Consider the following 17321-nt stretch of genomic DNA (forward strand, 5'->3'; position numbering starts at 1 on the left):
ATGCAGGCTTGTTTATTGAGTCAAATGACTATTTCATAGCATCGACAAATTACAGCGGATTCATCAACAATCCACGCATAGACAAGACACGGCGCAGTATCAACCCTGATGAATTAGGATTACGGGTCTGACGCAAATTATGGGCGATCATAAATTCTTGACGCAGATCCTGATCGAGATCTAACGCCTCGAACGCTTCGATGGTTAAGGTCTGTTGTTGATTATCAATCAATGACTTAATCACACTTAAAGGAAATGACTGTTCGGCATTAGCATTTAAATAGGCAAATGCGGTCAGTGCGATAATTTGGCCGAACACACTGAACAGAGCTAAGGTTTGCACTTCGTCAGCATCAACCTCCACACCTTCCATATCCGCTAAGCTATCTACCGCATCCGTTGCAATATCTTCAGTCAGCTTCCAATAACCTTGGACCAACTTTTTATAGGGCTGTGGCAGTTCATCGAGGCGTTCTTTTAAATAGAACGTAAAGGCGTAGCGATAGATATTAACTTGACCTAAGCGGATCAAAGCTTCTTTCAACGAGCGAGTTTTGTGATTTTCCACTACAGCAGCCTGTGCGGAATTACTGCGCATAAGCATGTGCGCTGCCAATGCGGGATCGCTCGAGATAATGTCAATCACATTACGAATGTCACCTTCAGCAAGGATCGCTTTTTTGAGTGGAATTAGAATCCCTCGGCGGCCAATCACTTGCTCTTCGTTCGCTATGATAGCTCTAACTTGAGTAAAAACCTGTTGCTCAAGATCAGTCATAAGACACTTTACACCTGTTTATTAACAATAAGATGATTCGGTTACAGCTCACATCATACCTAAAATACTAAGAATTTCAGCCATAAACAGCAGAGTAAAATATAAATTACTCCTATTTAGTTATGACTGCCCGCTAACACTATAGATAACGACAATTAAACCACTCTACTAAAACGATATTCAAGACTATACCTATTTTAAGATTTATTCTTTGAACTCAGCGTAAAAAATAAAAAGCCAGACTGAGTCTGGCTTTGTTATTAGATAGCTCATTAATATTTAGAAGCGGTAGCCCACAGTGAAACGAATATCACGGCCTCGACCTGAGTAATAACCATTATATGTTCCACCACCATAATAGCCTGCGCTAACATAATCTTTATCGAATACATTATCGATACGCAGACTGGCAAGCCAAGCATCACGATTATAATTCAAGGCTAAATTACCAAGCACGTAACTTGCTAGCTTATCACCTTGATTAGCGTTATCGCCTTCGATAAAACGATCCCCCGTGTAGATAGCTTCGGCAAATACTTGGAAATGCTCAGCAAAATCCATGCTGACATAACCGCGTCCCGTGTGTTTTGCCACCCAAGACAGCTCTTTGCCATCGTTAGCACCATCGGTAAATTCGGCGTCGGTATAGTTATATTCCAGCCCTAGCTGCAGCGCTTTAGTGATCTGCCAATCCCAATCGGCACCCGCGCCATAACGACGAGAAGCGTCGGCATTAACGTTTGCACCGTTGAAATTTCCACCTATGGGTTTAACTGCACTCGAGTCATAAACAATTTCATCCTCTAAATCGAGACGATATAGGCTGACTCGTAGGGTTTGACTAGCGACAGCCCAATCCCAACCCGCCTCATAGGAACGGCCTGTTTGCGGCTTTAAGCCAAATACGCCCGGCGATGTATAAGCTTGCTCATCCACTTTGGCAAAACGGAAGTTATCATCGGCGCGCACGTAGAGTCTGTGCTCCGCAGTTGGGCGGTAATTTAAACCCAGTTCGAATGCGTGGGCATTTTCGTCTAAATCCATGCCATTAGGATAGACATTGCCATCGACTAACTCATCGGTCACCCGCGCATATCGTCCACCCACAACGTAACTTAAAGTATGACTTAAAGGCACTGTAGCTTGTAGATAGGCGCTTTGCATTTGCTGCACATTACTGCGCGCCATAGTGTCAAAATCAGCCTTACCACGGCTGATGTCTAAACCTGTGACTAGGCTTAGCTCGCCTTGACGCGTACTGTAATTCGCTAACGCTTTAGGGCTAAACATTAACAGTGAGCGTGTGTTATGGCTGTTCGCCCCCCAATTAAGAGAAGACACTAAGGTATCGCTATAATCTAAATCAGCCGCCAGCGCCCAGTTTTGATTAAGCTGATGCTGGTAACCCGTTCGCGCCGCAGTGGTCATCTCGTGGGCATACTCTACCTTATTTGATGAAGCACGGGGATCGTCTTTAAATTGCTTTTCAGTAAGCGAGCCCGGATTTTCACGATCGTTATCGTAGTAGCTGGTTTCAACAAAGAACGAGTCTGTGGCTGTTTTATATTGAATGCGGCCAAGAATAGAGCCGGTTTCGTTGGCATTATGCTGGCGATAGTTGTCACCTTGGTTGTAACTACCGGTGAAAAAGTAACGCCAATCTTTGTTGATCGCGCCAGACACATCACCACGACCTTCATAGGTATCAAAACTACCGCCAGATAACTGCACGCTGCCGCCAGTATTTTCAGGGGACTTAGTGACAATATTAATCACCCCGCCCACGGCTTGGTCACCATAAAGCACACCCGCACTACCCGATAAAATTTCAATACGATCCACTTGATTAAGCGGAATGGCATTAAGGCTAGGTGCGGCGATATCGATATTATTGAGACGACGACCATCAAGTAAAATCAGCGTGTTATTAACGGCAGTGCTGGCGCTAAAACCACGCATCGCAAAGCTAGTTCCAATATTGTTATCCGAAATTTGAATACCGCTTTGACCACGTAAGACGTCGGTCAAATTAGTCGCGCCACTCATTTCAATCGCAGCGGCATCAATCACATTCACATTGGCGGCAATATTTAACGGGGTCTTATCAGAGCGGCCGATCACGACAAGATGCTCGTCGACTTTAGCTGTGCTGGTATCGTCAGCCGCCATAACGGGCGCGATAATTGAAAAACTGCAAAGGCTGCCGATCAGCAGCGCGATTTTTGTTGGATTTGTTCCCATTTTACCTTTAACTCCTGCAAGGAAAACGGGGCATTGACGCCACGATACCGTTAATTCAGTCGTAAATACTGACGGTGATTATCGCATTTTGAGATCTGCCCACCGAAATCTCAAAAACACCTTTAGGGCCGGTCTCCGGACTTAGGCTATGTTAATCCATTAAAGTTGAATTAACACGAGACTGACCTTTCACATTCTGACTTTCGGGTTCTGTCTTGAACACACCAATCAAACGCGGTCCTCTCTCACCTTTTACCGTTGCGGGGGCAGTGCCAGAATTTCACTGGCTTCCCGATTATCTCACGACGCTATCATCGCAAGCACCACAGAAGGTTGACTCAAAATTAGGTTCAAAGGGCGTACAATCTGTTAACGCCCAACAAGGCTCAGAGCATATCAGACCTGAGCGCGCGCATTATAGACGTCTATACGGATGAAAGTCCATCAATCTCAGATTAGCGAGAAAACTCACATGAGCTAGAAAACGCCATCCCAGTTTTTTGCCGCAGGTTTTGGTCTGTCTTTGCTCAAAATCGCCTGACGCTGCTCAGGAGTTTCGCATTGGGCAACGGGGGTAAAATCCAGCGGTTTAATCACTAACGAGTCAGCAGGTTGTACCGGCGACTTGTCGAACATGGGCAAATTCATCGACCAAGAGACCAGCTCCCCCTTTTCGCTGATGCCAACATAACCGTCATTTGCGCCATCTAACCAAGTGAGTCGCGGAATACGTGCAATCAACTTCTCCACATTTTCACGGTTGGCGCGATAACCAACAGGCACCACTTTGCCATCGGGACGCGTAAACACAAAGGAGGCAGGCCCTCGAGTAATGATGCTGCCTTCCTGCCAATATTTATCAAGAATCTCTTGGGCATAGTGAAACCCAAACATATGAGCGTAATCAGTATCGTCGGCCACTATTTGCGGCACGGCCTTATCCCGCAGTAATAAAAAGCCTGAGCCAATGCTAATAATCTCTTTTACCCCTGTGATATTGGTTTTTTTAATCCAATCGACACCACAGTTAATCCCATCGCCCCAAAAATGCGCATCCCCCGTAGGACTTAAAATCGCAAAGGCACAATTGTTTGCCGTCATACTCGCCACATCCTTTAAGGCGCTGCGGATCGAGTAAGCATCACTGCGCCAACCCCAACTCACCACAGTGCCGTCCTTTTTCAAGGCGGCATAGGTGTGTTGAAAATATTCGATCTTCGCTACATCCGTAAGCTGCGGGAGTAACTTTTTCATATTGGTCGACTCTTCAACCTGCCCCCAAATCACAGCACTGCCCTCTTTTTTGAGGGCGACAAAACTGCGTCCTCTGGCAAAGATATCGACAACATCAACTAATTGATCCTGCACATGTAAGCTATTGCCGCCGTAGGGGCCATAACCCCAAGTGTGTACCTTGCCATTAGCATCAAGGGCCGCAATGGCCTCTTGATTAGCGAACAACTTGGTAATATTGGTCATGCGGTTTTGCAGGGCTTTGTCGAGGCTCAATTTCCCCACATTACCCCAGTAAACCACAGTGCCATCTTGACGTAGCGCGGCAAACCCGTCCTTAACTGGGACGATTTGCTTCACTTGCTTAAGCTGCTCCGTCACCTCCCTGCTATCACCGCCAGCATAACTGTCGCCCCAAGTGATCACCTCACCGGATTTAGTTAACGCCGCAAAGGCCGAACTGTTGGTGACTACAGTCTCGACTGTGGGTAAATCACAGGGAATATGGCGATACTGTGGACTCGGATTTTCCTTAAGTTGGAGCAGTTTGCCGTTATCGAACTGCAGCAATGACTCGTTATTGCTTTCAATAATGGCCATAGGTTGAGGATCGCTACAGCCAGAGATCTGCATGGCAACCATGCCCGCGAGTAAAGCCTTAGGCCAAGTAATTCGATGAGTGAGCATTACTTATTTCCTTGTATTTGCTTGGATATGTCATTCAATGTTGTGCAGCGGACAGAGCGAGAATGGATTTACCTAACATCGCCTAGTGTCAAAAATGGGCAGAATTCTAGCAGCTTGTTGATAAAAAGACGAAAATGCTCACAGTTTACTCTGCAAGTCCCCTCCACAGGCTAGCGCCTAACTGATGGCATGCTATTCTAAGCCCCCATCACCACTGTTTAAAGGAGTAACAGTATGACTCGCCCTATTATTCTGGATTGCGATCCCGGCCATGACGACGCTATTGCGCTCATTTTAGCTCTCGCCCATCCAGAGCTGGTTCCACTGGCCGTCACCACCAGCGCCGGTAACCAAACGCCGGATAAAACGCTCAATAATGCCCTGCGGATCTTAACCTTATTAAATCGCAGTGATATTCCTGTCGCTGGCGGCGCCGTCAAGCCATTAGCTCGCGAATTAATCATTGCCGACAATGTCCATGGTGAAACCGGACTTGACGGCCCTGCATTGCCAGAGCCCAGCTTTGCGCCACAAACACTCAATGCCGTAGAACTGATGGCCAAGAAAATTCGCCAAAGCGATAAGCCTGTGACACTCGTCCCCACAGGACCACTCACCAATATCGCGCTTTTGCTCGCCAGCCACCACGAATTACACGCCAAGATCGAACGCATAGTGCTAATGGGCGGCGCAGCCGGTGTCGGCAATTGGACGCCTGCCGCCGAGTTTAATATTTTTGTCGACCCTGAAGCCGCCGATATTGTCTTTAAATCCGGTATTCCCATCACTATGTGTGGGCTCGATGTGACTCATCAGGCGCAAATCATGGATGAAGACATAGAACGCATTCGCGCGATTCAAAATCCAATTGCTCAGTGTGTCGCCGAATTATTGGATTTCTTTATGATTTACCACAGAGATCCTAAATGGGGCTTTATTGGTGCGCCATTGCACGACCCCTGCACTATCGCTTGGTTGCTTAAACCTGAGCTATTTGAGGCGCAAGATTGCTGGGTAAGTATTGAAACCCAAAGTGAGTTGACCTTAGGCATGACAGTGGTCGATCGCTATCAGCTAACAGGTAAAGCCGCCAATGCGACTGTGCTGTTTGGGATCGATAGGCAAGGCTTTGTCGATTTACTGGTAGACAGTTTACGCGTCTATGATGCAACTTATCTCAATCGCAGATAAAAATGACAGTGAGTCTTCTATGAGCCAGATACTCGTTATCGGCAGTGCAAATGCCGACCATGTGATGAAATTTGAGTACCTGCCCGCTGCAGGGCAAACCTTAATGAGCCGAGATTATCGCCTCGAACTGGGCGGTAAGGGGGCCAACCAAGCCGTCGCCTGCGCGCGCTTAGCCAAATCAGGTTCACGCACTGATTTTATCTGTCACCTCGGCCAAGACAGTATCGGCGATGATATGCGTCAAAGCTGGATGAAAGATGGCATCAGCGCGGAAGGGATCCGCCAAATAGCCGGACTGAGCACTGGCACTGCCATGATTTTTATCGGTGATAACGGTGAGAATACGATTGGCGTTGCCGCAGGTGCCAACGCCAGCCTTTCACCCGATGACTTAGAAGCTCATTACGCTCTGTTTGCTAATGCGGAGTACTTGTTAGCACAATTGGAAACGCCCGCTGCCACAGTGGCAAAGGCGCTGCAAATAGCCAAGAATCTTGGCGTGACGACTGTACTAAATCCTGCTCCAGCGACGGCACTTGGCCAAGATGTACTCAAGTGGGTAGATATTATTACCCCCAATGAAACCGAAGCAGAAGCCTTAACGGGAGTTGAGATCAACCATATTGATGATGCACAAATGGCAGCGCAACTTCTCCACCAGCAGGGAGTAAAGATTGTGGTCATAACCTTAGGTAGCCGTGGCGCATATATCAGCAGCCCAGGTTTTAATGGGCTAATACCTGCGTTTGAAGTGCAGGCCATAGACACAGTCGCCGCAGGGGATACCTTCAATGGCGCCTTAGTTGTGGGCTTAAGCGAGGGCATGTCGATTGCTGCAGCCGTGGGATTTGCCAATGCAGCCAGTGCCATTACTGTCACTCGCCCAGGTGCACAACGTGCGATTCCCTATCGACAGGAGCTTTCGTACTAAAAACGTAAGAAGTTCTGAAGTAGACGCCCTGCGTTAGAACAAAAAATTATAATCTATAAATCAAACACATAAATAATAGTTCCTGAGTACTTAGTTCACTCCAAATAAGTACTCACCTATGTTTACCGCTAACAATTTTGCCGCCAATAACGATGCAAGCTTTCAACCTAAAGTTGCATATACATAATTTACACGCTGATTTCATTCCCATTTAATGAAGATTGCTTATGCTAGCAGGTGCATGTCCGAGTCAAAACGGCTCGGCTACCCTTGTTCAAATAAGGAAGTACCAGATGAAAGCAAAAAGCACAGCTTTACGTAACGTGACCAGCACTAGCCTAATCGGCCTAGGATTATTATTCGCTAGCCAAGCGAGTGCCAACGAATGTGAACTGAAAATTGCCGCCACTGATGCAATGCAATTTGACACTAAAGAGCTGTCTGTACCTGCAAGCTGTAAAGAAGTGACCTTAACCTTAACCCACTCAGGCACTTTGCCAAAAGCAGCGATGGGCCATAACTGGGTATTAACTAAGGCAGCCGATATGTCAGCCGTAGCGACCGAAGGTATGAGTGCAGGTCCTGATGCAGCCTATGTCAAAGCCGGTGATACGCGCGTTATCGCACACACTGATTTAGTGGGCGGTGGCGAATCAACGTCTATCACCTTTAGCACTGCCGGTATGAGCGCCACCGAAGCCTACCAATTCTTCTGCAGCTTCCCAGGTCACTGGGCGATTATGCAAGGCAGTTTCAAGTTAAAAGCTTAAGGTGAATGGCTTAGCCTAACGTTAAGTGATAAAAACAAAAAAGCGGATCTTAGGATCCGCTTTTACATTTCAGCCATTGCATTTAGCCGCACTAATTCATCATGGTCTTGGTTGGATGACTAATGGCGCAAAGCTCGTCATCGTATTACCGTTAGCGCCGTTCAAGTTAGGATATTCAACCCCTTCCTGTAAAGTGTAATACACGTCGACAAAGTCATCGTCATTGGTGAACCAAGCATCCGGCATCACACTTAAAATACCATTGGTAATTTGCGGGATCAGCGCATAACCCTGAGCTTCAGGATCGGGGATCGACTTTAAGATCTGCTCCGCCGCTTCCAACAGCTTAGTGGCCAACACTTTATAGTTAGTACCATCGTCATGCTCCATTAAGATCATGTCCGCAGCCGCCCAACGATAACGCTCCCAATGTATGATGATTTGATTCGGATAATAGGTCGTATCCGCATAATCTAAATAGGGCATTTCGACGATATCGAGCACTGGCTCTTCACGGCTTGGATCAACCCCAGTCACTATGCCGTAAATTTCGGCACGACCAGAAATCCACGGCTCATGGTCATCCTTCAAGGATATTTGCTTGATCACTGTGGTTGAAATCGGCTTGTCTGCCACCGCCTGTGTTTGCGCACGGCTCAGTAGCGCGCCCTCTTTTTTCGCTGACTGCGCCTCGGCAAATGTCGCCCGCATCACCTCTAAGCCAGCCACAAAGGCTTTTTTGCTATCGATACCGACCACAAACACTGGCTGCTGCGGCAGGTTATACACGTCTAATTGATGCACTTGCCCATGAATATCAAAGGCTTCAATATAATCCCACTGACGCTCGTCACCATCGGGCTCATAGGCAAATAAAGGAGACTCACCTTGCTGCCATGGGGTTAACATGGCTTCATCCGCTAGACGCACTTGCACCAGAGAATCTGCTTTGGCACTTAAGCCCTTCACTCGGCGAATTGATGCATCGGCTTTGGTGATCACATGATCATTGAGCCTATGCTGAGACAGAATGTCATCGGCATTCACTGCTAACTGATACTGGTTTATTTCAGTCTGTAAGATAGGCGCAAGCTGCGCATATTGATGGCTTAAATCTAACGCCAATGCCCGCTTTGTATTGGTTAACTGCGCTTGTGCATCCAAAGTCGAATCCTTTAGCGACGCTTGTAGTAAGCGTAACGCCTCTCCATCTAAGGCTTGGCCATAACTCAGGGTTGCCGAAGCCGACAAACACAGCAATAAACTGGATTGAAGTAGTTTCATAGGAGTTCCCTTACCTTGATAAAGTTAAACGTGCGTTCGAATTCCTTACATATGAGCACAGAGCAGCATCTAAGTAAATCAAATGATAATAGTTATCGTTAATTATTAATGGTATAGGGTACGTAATCCCGGCTAAATGCGATAAAAACAAGCTAATGACAGCATCAACAGATCAGTCCAGCCGAACAGAGTGTATGAAGATAAACGAGGAAATAGGATGAAATGAATTGATATGCACAGTTTCGCGAGCGACAAAAACACAAAAGGCAGATCTTAAGATCTGCCTTTTGCTGTTCATCGCCAAAGTGACGTTTCAGAACCCGTTATGCGCGCCCTAACAGTCACACTGGCTTGATAAGACAAGGTTAAACGAATGAGTGTTACTCTTCGTCGAAATCATCTTCATCAAGATCTTCGGCATCAGTTGCCGCTTCAGCCGCTAATGCAGCGGCTAATTTTGCTTTAGCTTGTTTCTCTGAGCGACGTTTATTGCGCTCAGTTAACGTGCCTAAAAACACTTGTAATTCAGTTAAGCCCCAAGCTTGCGCTTCGGCTTCAGTCGCAAAGCCATCGTGGCTCTTAGACACAACTGTTTTAGTTGATGTCATGCGACGAGTGATTTCAGTTTTCCAACCGTTGTCGCCCTGTGTCACGCGAAAATCGTATTTTTTGCCCTTGCTCATTCTGCTCTATTTCCTAAATGATGCTTGTCACGTTTGTCTTATCAAGCGAACCAAACGCTCATCATAAAACAAAAGGAGCGCAGTGTACTTGATTTCGGCCCAGAAAGATCGCCCAGATGAAAATATTCATGCCAGTTTCATCGACTCGCTCAGTGGAGTCAATACTCACATCTAAAGCAACACTGTGCATATATCCCGACCGTCCTCTGTCTAAGGCAGTTTATTGTAAGCTAGCGTGCCTTAGATAATCGTCGTGCAAACGGTATATATTCTTGTTTATGTCATACAAATAGGCTTTTTCAGTCACATTAACACTTTAGAGTTTCTGATTAATATTAATAATTTACATCATTACTCATAGGTAAATCTGATGAAACTACACCCTATTTCGTCGCTCTCACTCGGCCTGTTAATTGCCACGAGCGCTTTATTAGCCGGTTGCAATAATGACGATGATAACGCCGCAGTCACGCCATCCACCAGCAAACCCGTTCCAGCTCAAGTGGGAGAAAGACCCTTATTCCTCGTACGTCAGATGCAAGACAGCACACTTAAAACCCGCTTAGAACAATGCACCACTGACAATTTTTATCGCAGCGAATTTTCCATAGGTCACCGTGGCGCGCCAATGAAATTCCCTGAGCATACAAAGGAATCCTACCAAGCGGCTATCGATTCGGGCGCAGGCATAGTCGAATGTGATGTCACATTCACCGCCGATAAAGCTTTAGTTTGCCGCCACTCACAGTGCGATCTTGCTAGCACGACCAACATTTTAGCCATACCCGAACTTGCCAATAAATGTTCGAGCCCATTCACTCCTGCTGATGCCGCCAATGGCGTCAGCGCATCGGCAACCTGTTGCACTAGCGATATCACCCTCGCCGAATTTAAAACTCTCAAGGGTAAGATGGAAGGCAACAATCCGAAAGCGACCACTGCGGCCGAATTCATCAATGGTACCCCAAGCTGGCGCACCGATCTTTATGCTGGCAATGGCACCTTGATGACCCACGCTGAAAGTATTGAAATGTTTAAAAAAGCCGGTGTGAAGATGACGCCTGAGCTAAAAGCCGCCAGCGTATCTATGCCCTTCGATGGTTTTACTCAGCAGGATTACGCGCAAAAAATGTTGGATGAATACACGGCGGCGGGCGTCGATGTTTCGCAAGTATTCCCCCAGTCATTTATTTTGGATGACATCAAATATTGGGTCGCCAACGCACCTGAATTTGCGAAGCAAGCTGTGTTTCTCGATGATAGATACGATTATAACAGCGCCTTTGATCCGCAGAACTCTGCCACTTGGTCGCCATCAATGGCGGATTTAAAGACCCAAGGCGTCGAAATTATTGCGCCGCCACTCTGGGTATTAGTCGCCTTAGATGCGGACAAAAAGATCATTCCTTCGGAATACGCTAAGGCCGCCAAAGGCGCAGGGCTTAAGATCATCACTTGGTCGCTGGAGCGATCTGGTTTATTAAAAAATGGCGGCGGCTTTTACTATCAAAGCATTACCGAAGCGATAGATAACGAAGGCGATACCTTTGAATTACTTGATGTACTGGCGAAAGATGTTGGCGTGATTGGAGTGTTCTCCGACTGGCCCGCCACAGTGACTTACTATGCTAACTGTATGGATTTATAAGTTTTAAAACAGAAAAAAAAATGCGTTAACGATTCATCGTTAACGCGTTTTTTTATTGCGAAAATAGTCTTTGTCTCGCCGCGAGCAAGCTATTTAAACAGGTGCTGAATATTCTTTAAATCGCCCTTACCTTCGGCAATTTCTTCAGGCGTTAAACCTGTGACTTCGTGCGGGAAAACTAACCAGTCTTCAGAGGCATGAATGTAATAGTCGGGTTTTAAAGGCACTGCGGTATTTTTTGGCTTGTAATAAGGGCAAGCGATACGGATATCGGTTGGCATATTTAGGCGCATCAGTTGGCTGAGTTTTTCTTTTAATGCATGAATACTACGGCCAGAGTCAAACACGTCATCCACAATCAACAAACCGTCACTCGCGTTCGCATTTTCAACGATGTAATGCAGGCCATGAACTTTGATTTCTTTGCTTTGTTTGTCGGTGCCAATCCCATAATAAGAAGAGGTACGCACGGCAATGTGATCAGTTTCAACTTGTTTAAAATCGAAAAACTCCTGTACCGCGATCCCGATTGGAGCACCGCCACGCCAAATACCCACGATAAATTGCGGACGAAAGCCACTCTCATACACTTGCGAAGCTAATAAAAATGAATCTTCCAGCAATTGCTGCGCGGTAACAAAATACTTTTCTGACATGACACAGTCCCCATCACATTGATTTTATTCTTAGGTCGTTAAAGCTTATGACCCCTGTAAGGTCTGTTCGGCGGGTAAAGGTTCCCAAAACACTAGAACAGCTTTGCCTTAGCAAGTGTAGGCAGCCGCCGAATTTTGGGAGCGAATTTTATACCAAAAAAATGCGATGTGCTGCAGTAATAGTAAGAACTTGCGTGACAACAGACATTTATTTTGCCTTTTAAAGCCAAAAGCAACAAAAAGGCCACCCTAAGGTGGCCGATAAACAAGCGAACAATACCGCATTAAACGATAGGCGTAATCACATGCTCACCTACTTTTGTCTTAGTGCTATAACCACGGGCCGTTGCGACTTGGAAATCCTTCGACAAAATGGTATCCACATAATGCCAGTCGCTGCGCACCTCATCAGCGGTAAAGGTGAGCGTCATAAAGCCTCGGTCTTTTAAGTTAGCGTACTTAAGATCTGGCACTAACTCGACGATTGCCGCCTCGGTCGCGGGGATCTGTTCCGCTGGCAGATTCAAGTAATATTCAAGGCCTGGCGATGATACTGAGCTAGTCGCAAACTCAACACCCACAGTATCGCCTTGCACATCTTTAAGCTCGTTTGCCCATGCATTATGGGTGTCACCCGCGATCACAACTAGGTTGAGATTTTTCGATTTAGCCGTACCTAAAATCACTTCACGCTCATAGGCATAACCATCCCAAGCATCTAAGTTGTATGGAATGGCAGGTAATTGCAGCAGTCCGATAACTTCTGGCGTGAGTAAGGCTTGATTGGCTTGAAGATATTGCAGCTCTTGGGCAGTCAGCGTGGGATCATTTGCCGCCGCACGGGCCGCTAACTTAGCTAAAGCCCCTAACATGGCAAATTGAGGAATGCTCATCTGCTGAGTGGCAATCGCCGCAGGCAATGACATCTTACCCATTAATACCTGCTGTCCCAGTACCTGCCACTTGCCTGTCGACTGTAGCAATGTGCCCTGCAGCCATAATAATTGCGTCAACCCCAGCATAGTGCGAGTGGTCGAAGTGACATCGGCAAGGAAACGCTCACCCGCAAACGAGCCCGTGGTAGGGTCCATATAATCGGCATAATCGAGCTGTTTATCACGGGCTAATACGCGAGTATCCAGCATATGCAGATCGACGAGATTGCCGTAACTGAAGCTGCGGTAAATCTCTTCATGGTTCCCTTCACGCCATGGGCGAATCGGCAACCACTCGAAATAAGCTTGTAGTGCCGCTTCTTTACAAACGGCAAAATCCCCTTCGCCTTCGTTGTGATTCTCGGCACTATCACGCCAAGTATCATTGGCCACTTCATGATCATCCCACACTGTAATAAAAGGCACTTTCGCGTGTAACTTTTGCAGACTCGCATCGGTATGGTACTGACCATGGCGAGTGCGGTAATCACTCAACGTCAGCAACTCATTGGCGGGTAACACTTCACGCCCCAATTCGGCAGCATGCTCACTGGCATAACCACCGCGGGCATATTCATAGATGTAATCGCCTAAATGCACCACAGCATCTAAATCATCCTGCGCCGCCGCTAACTCATAGACGTTAAAATAACCGGCAGGAAAGTTAGCACAGGACATCACGGCTAATTTGACTGAGCTTACGTCACCCTCAGGCAGAGTGCGGGTTTTACCCACAACAGAGGTTTTATCACCCGTCATAAAGCGATAAAAGTAGGTTTGCCCGGCACGTAAACCACGGGCATCAATCTTAACCGTGTAGTCACGGCTCGCATTAGTGACAGTCTCACCTGTGGTCACTAATTGACTAAAGGCCGCATCGCTTGCCACTTGCCAACTCACTTTTACATCGCCCTCAGACTCAGGCGTGACACGGGTCCAGAGGATCACGGCATCGACTGCCGGATCGCCACTGGCAATTCCATGTAAAAATTGCGCGGGTACAGAATTATCATCATTACTATCACTACAGCCCATCAAGCCGTAAGAGATCACAGCAACACCAACACCTTTGGCCGACATAGCCAAAAAATCACGACGAGTTACGGTACGATTCATTATTATTCCTTGTTAGAAAAGGCTTCACTGGTATGAGGTCTAATAAGACCACGATTGTGAGATATCACTGTTACATATTTGTGACATCTTTGTCAGCCTTTTATGATATCTATCAATTCAAACACTTATACTGGATAGCGTACTTTATTTGTGCAGGACTGGCGTAGGTTACAGAGAAGCTGCTAACATCGGTGCCGGCTAACGCAGCGTGTGAAATGCACGCCAGAGAATGGCAAGAAAAGGAATTTATATAATGAAAGTCAGCGATATTATGAGTGATCAAGTCATCTGCATCAGCGATGGCGCCAGTTTGAAAGATGCCCACCATCTGATGCAAACCCGTGGCGTACGCCACTTACCTGTGATTTCTGAAATTGATGGCACCCTCGTTGGCGTACTCACCCATAAAAAAATGATCGCCAGCGTGATGTCTATGCTAAACAAATACGGCCAAGGCGCGCTCGAACGTAAAGAGCGATACACGCCAATCACGACAGTGATGGATAAAGAGTATCAGCATCTAACCGCCGACGAGCCCTTAACTGTGGTGGTGGAATATTTTATTGAGAACAAACTCGGCTGCTTGCCCGTCGTCGATGTCGATAAAAAGGTGCTCGGTATTGTCACCTCATCGGACTTTATTAAGCTGTGCCGTACCCTGCTGCAACAGCAAGCGTAACGTTTTACGCTCCTTTTCTTCTATGTCAGCCTTTTACTACGTAAAAGCTGGCGTTGTATTTTTTATAAACTGTATTTTCTATAAAAAGAAAGGATTCCCTTGGCTAAATTACTCTCCCAGGAACAATTTATTCGCGCCTATGAATGCGCAGAATTTGGCTGTTTTGCCAATCAACAACAACTCGCCAAATTACTCGCCGATCCCGATTACGACTTTTTACATCAAGACAGTACCTACTTTGGCAAAGCGGCGACACAAATCACCTGTATCAGTGACTTACAAAGTATGGAGGAATTGCATTTTGTCGCGGGGAACTTGAATTGGGACGATCATGACCCAAACATGGTCAGGGCGATTATTGAACATCCACTCTGCGACGCAGGTACCGCCTTATTACTCTACTGGTACGGACAAGGCTTTTATTACTCCACGCCAGAGACACTCGACACACCTTTTGGACAGCTATTCAAAACCATAACCGATAGATTTGTCACGCGCGGCTATGCCAGTTATAAAATCCATTTTGACCCGATTAAAGAATGTTTTATGCCCTCATTAGAAGACGTTCTTACTAGAGGATGCCAAATTCCAGGGGCTATTTTTGCCCCTTATAGCACTATGGAAATCGAAACCGATGAAGGGCACCCAAGGTATCTACAATTTAAAAATGAACTACTGAAATCGGGCAAATGGGGCAACCAATAAGCATTGACCTTTTGATATCAGAATAGTTTAAGCTGGGGTTACTGGCGGAATACGCGTAAAACGCTGCCAGCGGCCTGAGCGCCAACGGTGCACCATAATCAGACCGCGGATCCATTCATCGGCAGCCACAGCAAGCCAGGCTGCAAGCACGCCATAACCTAAATGCAAGCCAAAGAACCAAGCCAATAACACGCCAATGCCCCACATACTAAAGAGGCCTATACGCACAGGGAATGCCACATCACCCGCGCCCTTGAGCGCCGAGATAATCACCAGATTAAACACTCGCCCTGTTTCAAGCGCGATGGAACCCGCAAGCAATAACGCTGTTAATTGGATGACTTCTTCGTTTTCACTCAACCAGCCGACAATCAGGAAACGCTGCCAGTAGAAGACTAATACTATGGTCAGTGAAGCGACAAAGCCCACCAAACAGTAACGCTGCACCCGAGTGGTGATTTCATCGAACCATTGTTTACCTACATAGTATCCAGTCTGAATTTGCGTCGCCTGCCCGAGTGCTACCGCAAAACAATAGATAAAACGGCTAATATTCAAGCCATAGGTGTAGGCCGTGAGCGATAAAGTGCCCATCTGGCTGATAAAGTAGATGATGGTCATCTGAGCCACATTGTAAGACAGCATCTCGCCAGCATTGAGCAGGCCAATACGCATCACACTCCAATAAGTGCTGCGCGGTAAGAGCTTAAGTCTTTGCAGTGGCAGCGGAATTTGCTTATACCGGATCACCATCAGCATGATAAACGCACCGATGATCTGGCTGGTCACTGTCGATATCGCCACCCCTGTTACCCCATAAACAGGTAAACCAAAGGGTGAATACAGGGCAATATAATTACCGATCACGTTCATTAAGCCCGTGCTCGAGGTGACTAACATGGCCGAGCGGGTAAAACCGTAACTACGCAAAATAGCAGCGAAGGCAATGTTCATCACTAGCCCTATGCTCAAGCTGCCGCAAATCACCAAATAGTCATATCCAAAACCAGCCACATCGTGCTCAAGTGCAAATAAGCCGATAATGCCCTTAGCACCAAAGAACATAGATGCGCCCATGACCAAGGCTAATACCAAACTCAATACGACACTCGCCACCCCGATATCGACAGCCTGCTGCGGTTGGCCTGCCCCATTGCTTTGGCTAATCAAAATACTTGCGCCCGTACTCACCATCATGGACATGACCATCATGAAGAACATCAACTGAGTAGTGAGTCCCACCGCGGCAACCGCATTATCGGAATAATGGCTCAGCATAAAGATATCGCTGATCCCAAGCAGAGATTGCAACAAGGTCTCGATAAAAATCGGCCACGTCAGGGCAACTATGCCCATGCGCTGTTGCAATGTTTTGGGTGCTTTGGCCACGAAAGATTCCTGCAAATAGAGAACGAATAACGAGTGTGATCGCTGGCTCAATGTGTCGCTCAAACTGCATCTTGGCAACCTATATTTTAGCCAAGAGACTGAAACCCACTTTCACAAATCGACATCAAAGTGCTATCGAACGCACAATCAGGCGGACATTTAAGCGCATTAAGCCTGACAGTCAATTAAGTTGGTAATTTTCTTACAAGACACCCTACAACTCAATCTGTAATAGTGAAAAAGATGCCGACTGCAACCGTATTCATTACTAAGTTAATACCAAAGTTAATTTCCGCAATCATGATAGAGCTCATGGCTGAGTGTGAATCTAGGCTACCAATTCAATTAAGCTGCCGATAAACTCAGCCCATTGCAGAACAGCCGAGCGCACTAAA

At 46.7% G+C, this 17321-nt stretch carries 14 protein-coding genes and 1 riboswitch; of the genes, 6 read left to right on the forward strand and 8 right to left on the reverse strand.

The window, feature by feature from the left end; genetic code table 11:
- Nucleotides 1-49: 49 nt before the first annotated feature.
- The 3 genes from L5M40_RS04550 to L5M40_RS04560 form a co-directional block, all read right to left on the reverse strand.
- Nucleotides 50-778 carry an HDOD domain-containing protein gene (locus tag L5M40_RS04550; protein WP_105250172.1) on the reverse strand — a complete coding sequence of 243 codons (729 nt, stop codon included), beginning with the start codon at nt 776-778 and terminating at the stop codon, nt 50-52.
- 279 nt (nt 779-1057) lie between these two features.
- Nucleotides 1058-3019, reverse strand: a complete 1962-nt coding sequence (locus L5M40_RS04555) for a TonB-dependent receptor (protein WP_263256282.1) — start codon at nt 3017-3019, stop codon at nt 1058-1060.
- Between the two features lie 108 nt (nt 3020-3127).
- Nucleotides 3128-3362, reverse strand: a riboswitch (cobalamin riboswitch).
- A gap of 134 nt (nt 3363-3496) precedes the next feature.
- The gene (locus L5M40_RS04560; RefSeq protein WP_263256283.1) at nt 3497-4939 is read right to left on the reverse strand and encodes a hypothetical protein; all 1443 of its coding nucleotides are present in this window, start codon (nt 4937-4939) and stop codon (nt 3497-3499) included.
- A gap of 234 nt (nt 4940-5173) precedes the next feature.
- On the opposite strand from L5M40_RS04560, the gene rihA reads away from it, so the two are divergent.
- From rihA to azu, 3 genes are all read left to right on the forward strand, one after another.
- Nucleotides 5174-6130, forward strand: coding sequence for a pyrimidine-specific ribonucleoside hydrolase RihA (gene rihA / locus L5M40_RS04565; protein ID WP_263256284.1), 957 nt, complete (start codon nt 5174-5176; stop codon nt 6128-6130).
- A 19-nt stretch (nt 6131-6149) separates the two neighbouring features.
- Nucleotides 6150-7061 (forward strand): ribokinase, encoded by a 912-nt coding sequence (gene rbsK / locus L5M40_RS04570; protein WP_105252995.1) that lies wholly within the window; start codon nt 6150-6152, stop codon nt 7059-7061.
- Between the two features lie 293 nt (nt 7062-7354).
- Nucleotides 7355-7831 (forward strand): azurin, encoded by a 477-nt coding sequence (azu, locus tag L5M40_RS04575; RefSeq protein WP_028759449.1) that lies wholly within the window; start codon nt 7355-7357, stop codon nt 7829-7831.
- 99 nt (nt 7832-7930) lie between these two features.
- On the opposite strand, the gene L5M40_RS04580 is transcribed toward azu, so the two are convergent.
- On the reverse strand, nt 7931-9115 hold the full coding sequence (locus tag L5M40_RS04580) for a DUF3103 domain-containing protein (protein WP_168824720.1): 1185 nt from the start codon (nt 9113-9115) through the stop codon (nt 7931-7933).
- Between the two features lie 380 nt (nt 9116-9495).
- Nucleotides 9496-9798 carry a DUF3622 domain-containing protein gene (locus L5M40_RS04585; RefSeq protein ID WP_105250177.1) on the reverse strand — a complete coding sequence of 101 codons (303 nt, stop codon included), beginning with the start codon at nt 9796-9798 and terminating at the stop codon, nt 9496-9498.
- 370 nt (nt 9799-10168) lie between these two features.
- Here L5M40_RS04585 and L5M40_RS04590 point away from each other — a divergent pair, with 370 nt between their 5' ends.
- A complete protein-coding gene (locus L5M40_RS04590; protein WP_198571893.1) occupies nt 10169-11446 on the forward strand; it encodes a glycerophosphodiester phosphodiesterase family protein in 1278 nt (425 codons plus the stop codon).
- 89 nt (nt 11447-11535) lie between these two features.
- On the opposite strand, the gene L5M40_RS04595 is transcribed toward L5M40_RS04590, so the two are convergent.
- Nucleotides 11536-12102 (reverse strand): phosphoribosyltransferase, encoded by a 567-nt coding sequence (locus L5M40_RS04595; RefSeq protein ID WP_028759331.1) that lies wholly within the window; start codon nt 12100-12102, stop codon nt 11536-11538.
- 284 nt (nt 12103-12386) lie between these two features.
- Nucleotides 12387-14153: an alkaline phosphatase D family protein gene (locus L5M40_RS04600; protein ID WP_263256289.1), complete on the reverse strand. Its 1767-nt coding sequence runs from the start codon at nt 14151-14153 to the stop codon at nt 12387-12389.
- Nucleotides 14154-14406: 253 nt separating this feature from the next.
- Between L5M40_RS04600 and L5M40_RS04605 the strand changes: the two genes are divergently transcribed.
- Complete coding sequence (locus tag L5M40_RS04605; RefSeq protein WP_212599707.1) at nt 14407-14832, forward strand: HPP family protein; 426 nt, start codon at nt 14407-14409, stop codon at nt 14830-14832.
- 99 nt (nt 14833-14931) lie between these two features.
- Nucleotides 14932-15537 carry a DUF4274 domain-containing protein gene (locus tag L5M40_RS04610; RefSeq protein WP_263256291.1) on the forward strand — a complete coding sequence of 202 codons (606 nt, stop codon included), beginning with the start codon at nt 14932-14934 and terminating at the stop codon, nt 15535-15537.
- Between the two features lie 27 nt (nt 15538-15564).
- Here L5M40_RS04610 and L5M40_RS04615 read toward each other — a convergent pair whose 3' ends face one another.
- Nucleotides 15565-16926 carry an MATE family efflux transporter gene (locus L5M40_RS04615; RefSeq protein WP_263256292.1) on the reverse strand — a complete coding sequence of 454 codons (1362 nt, stop codon included), beginning with the start codon at nt 16924-16926 and terminating at the stop codon, nt 15565-15567.
- Nucleotides 16927-17321 lie beyond the last annotated feature (395 nt).

The sequence above is a fragment of the Shewanella sp. SM68 genome (genome assembly GCF_025653925.1).
In the GTDB taxonomy this organism is placed as follows: domain Bacteria; phylum Pseudomonadota; class Gammaproteobacteria; order Enterobacterales; family Shewanellaceae; genus Shewanella; species Shewanella oncorhynchi.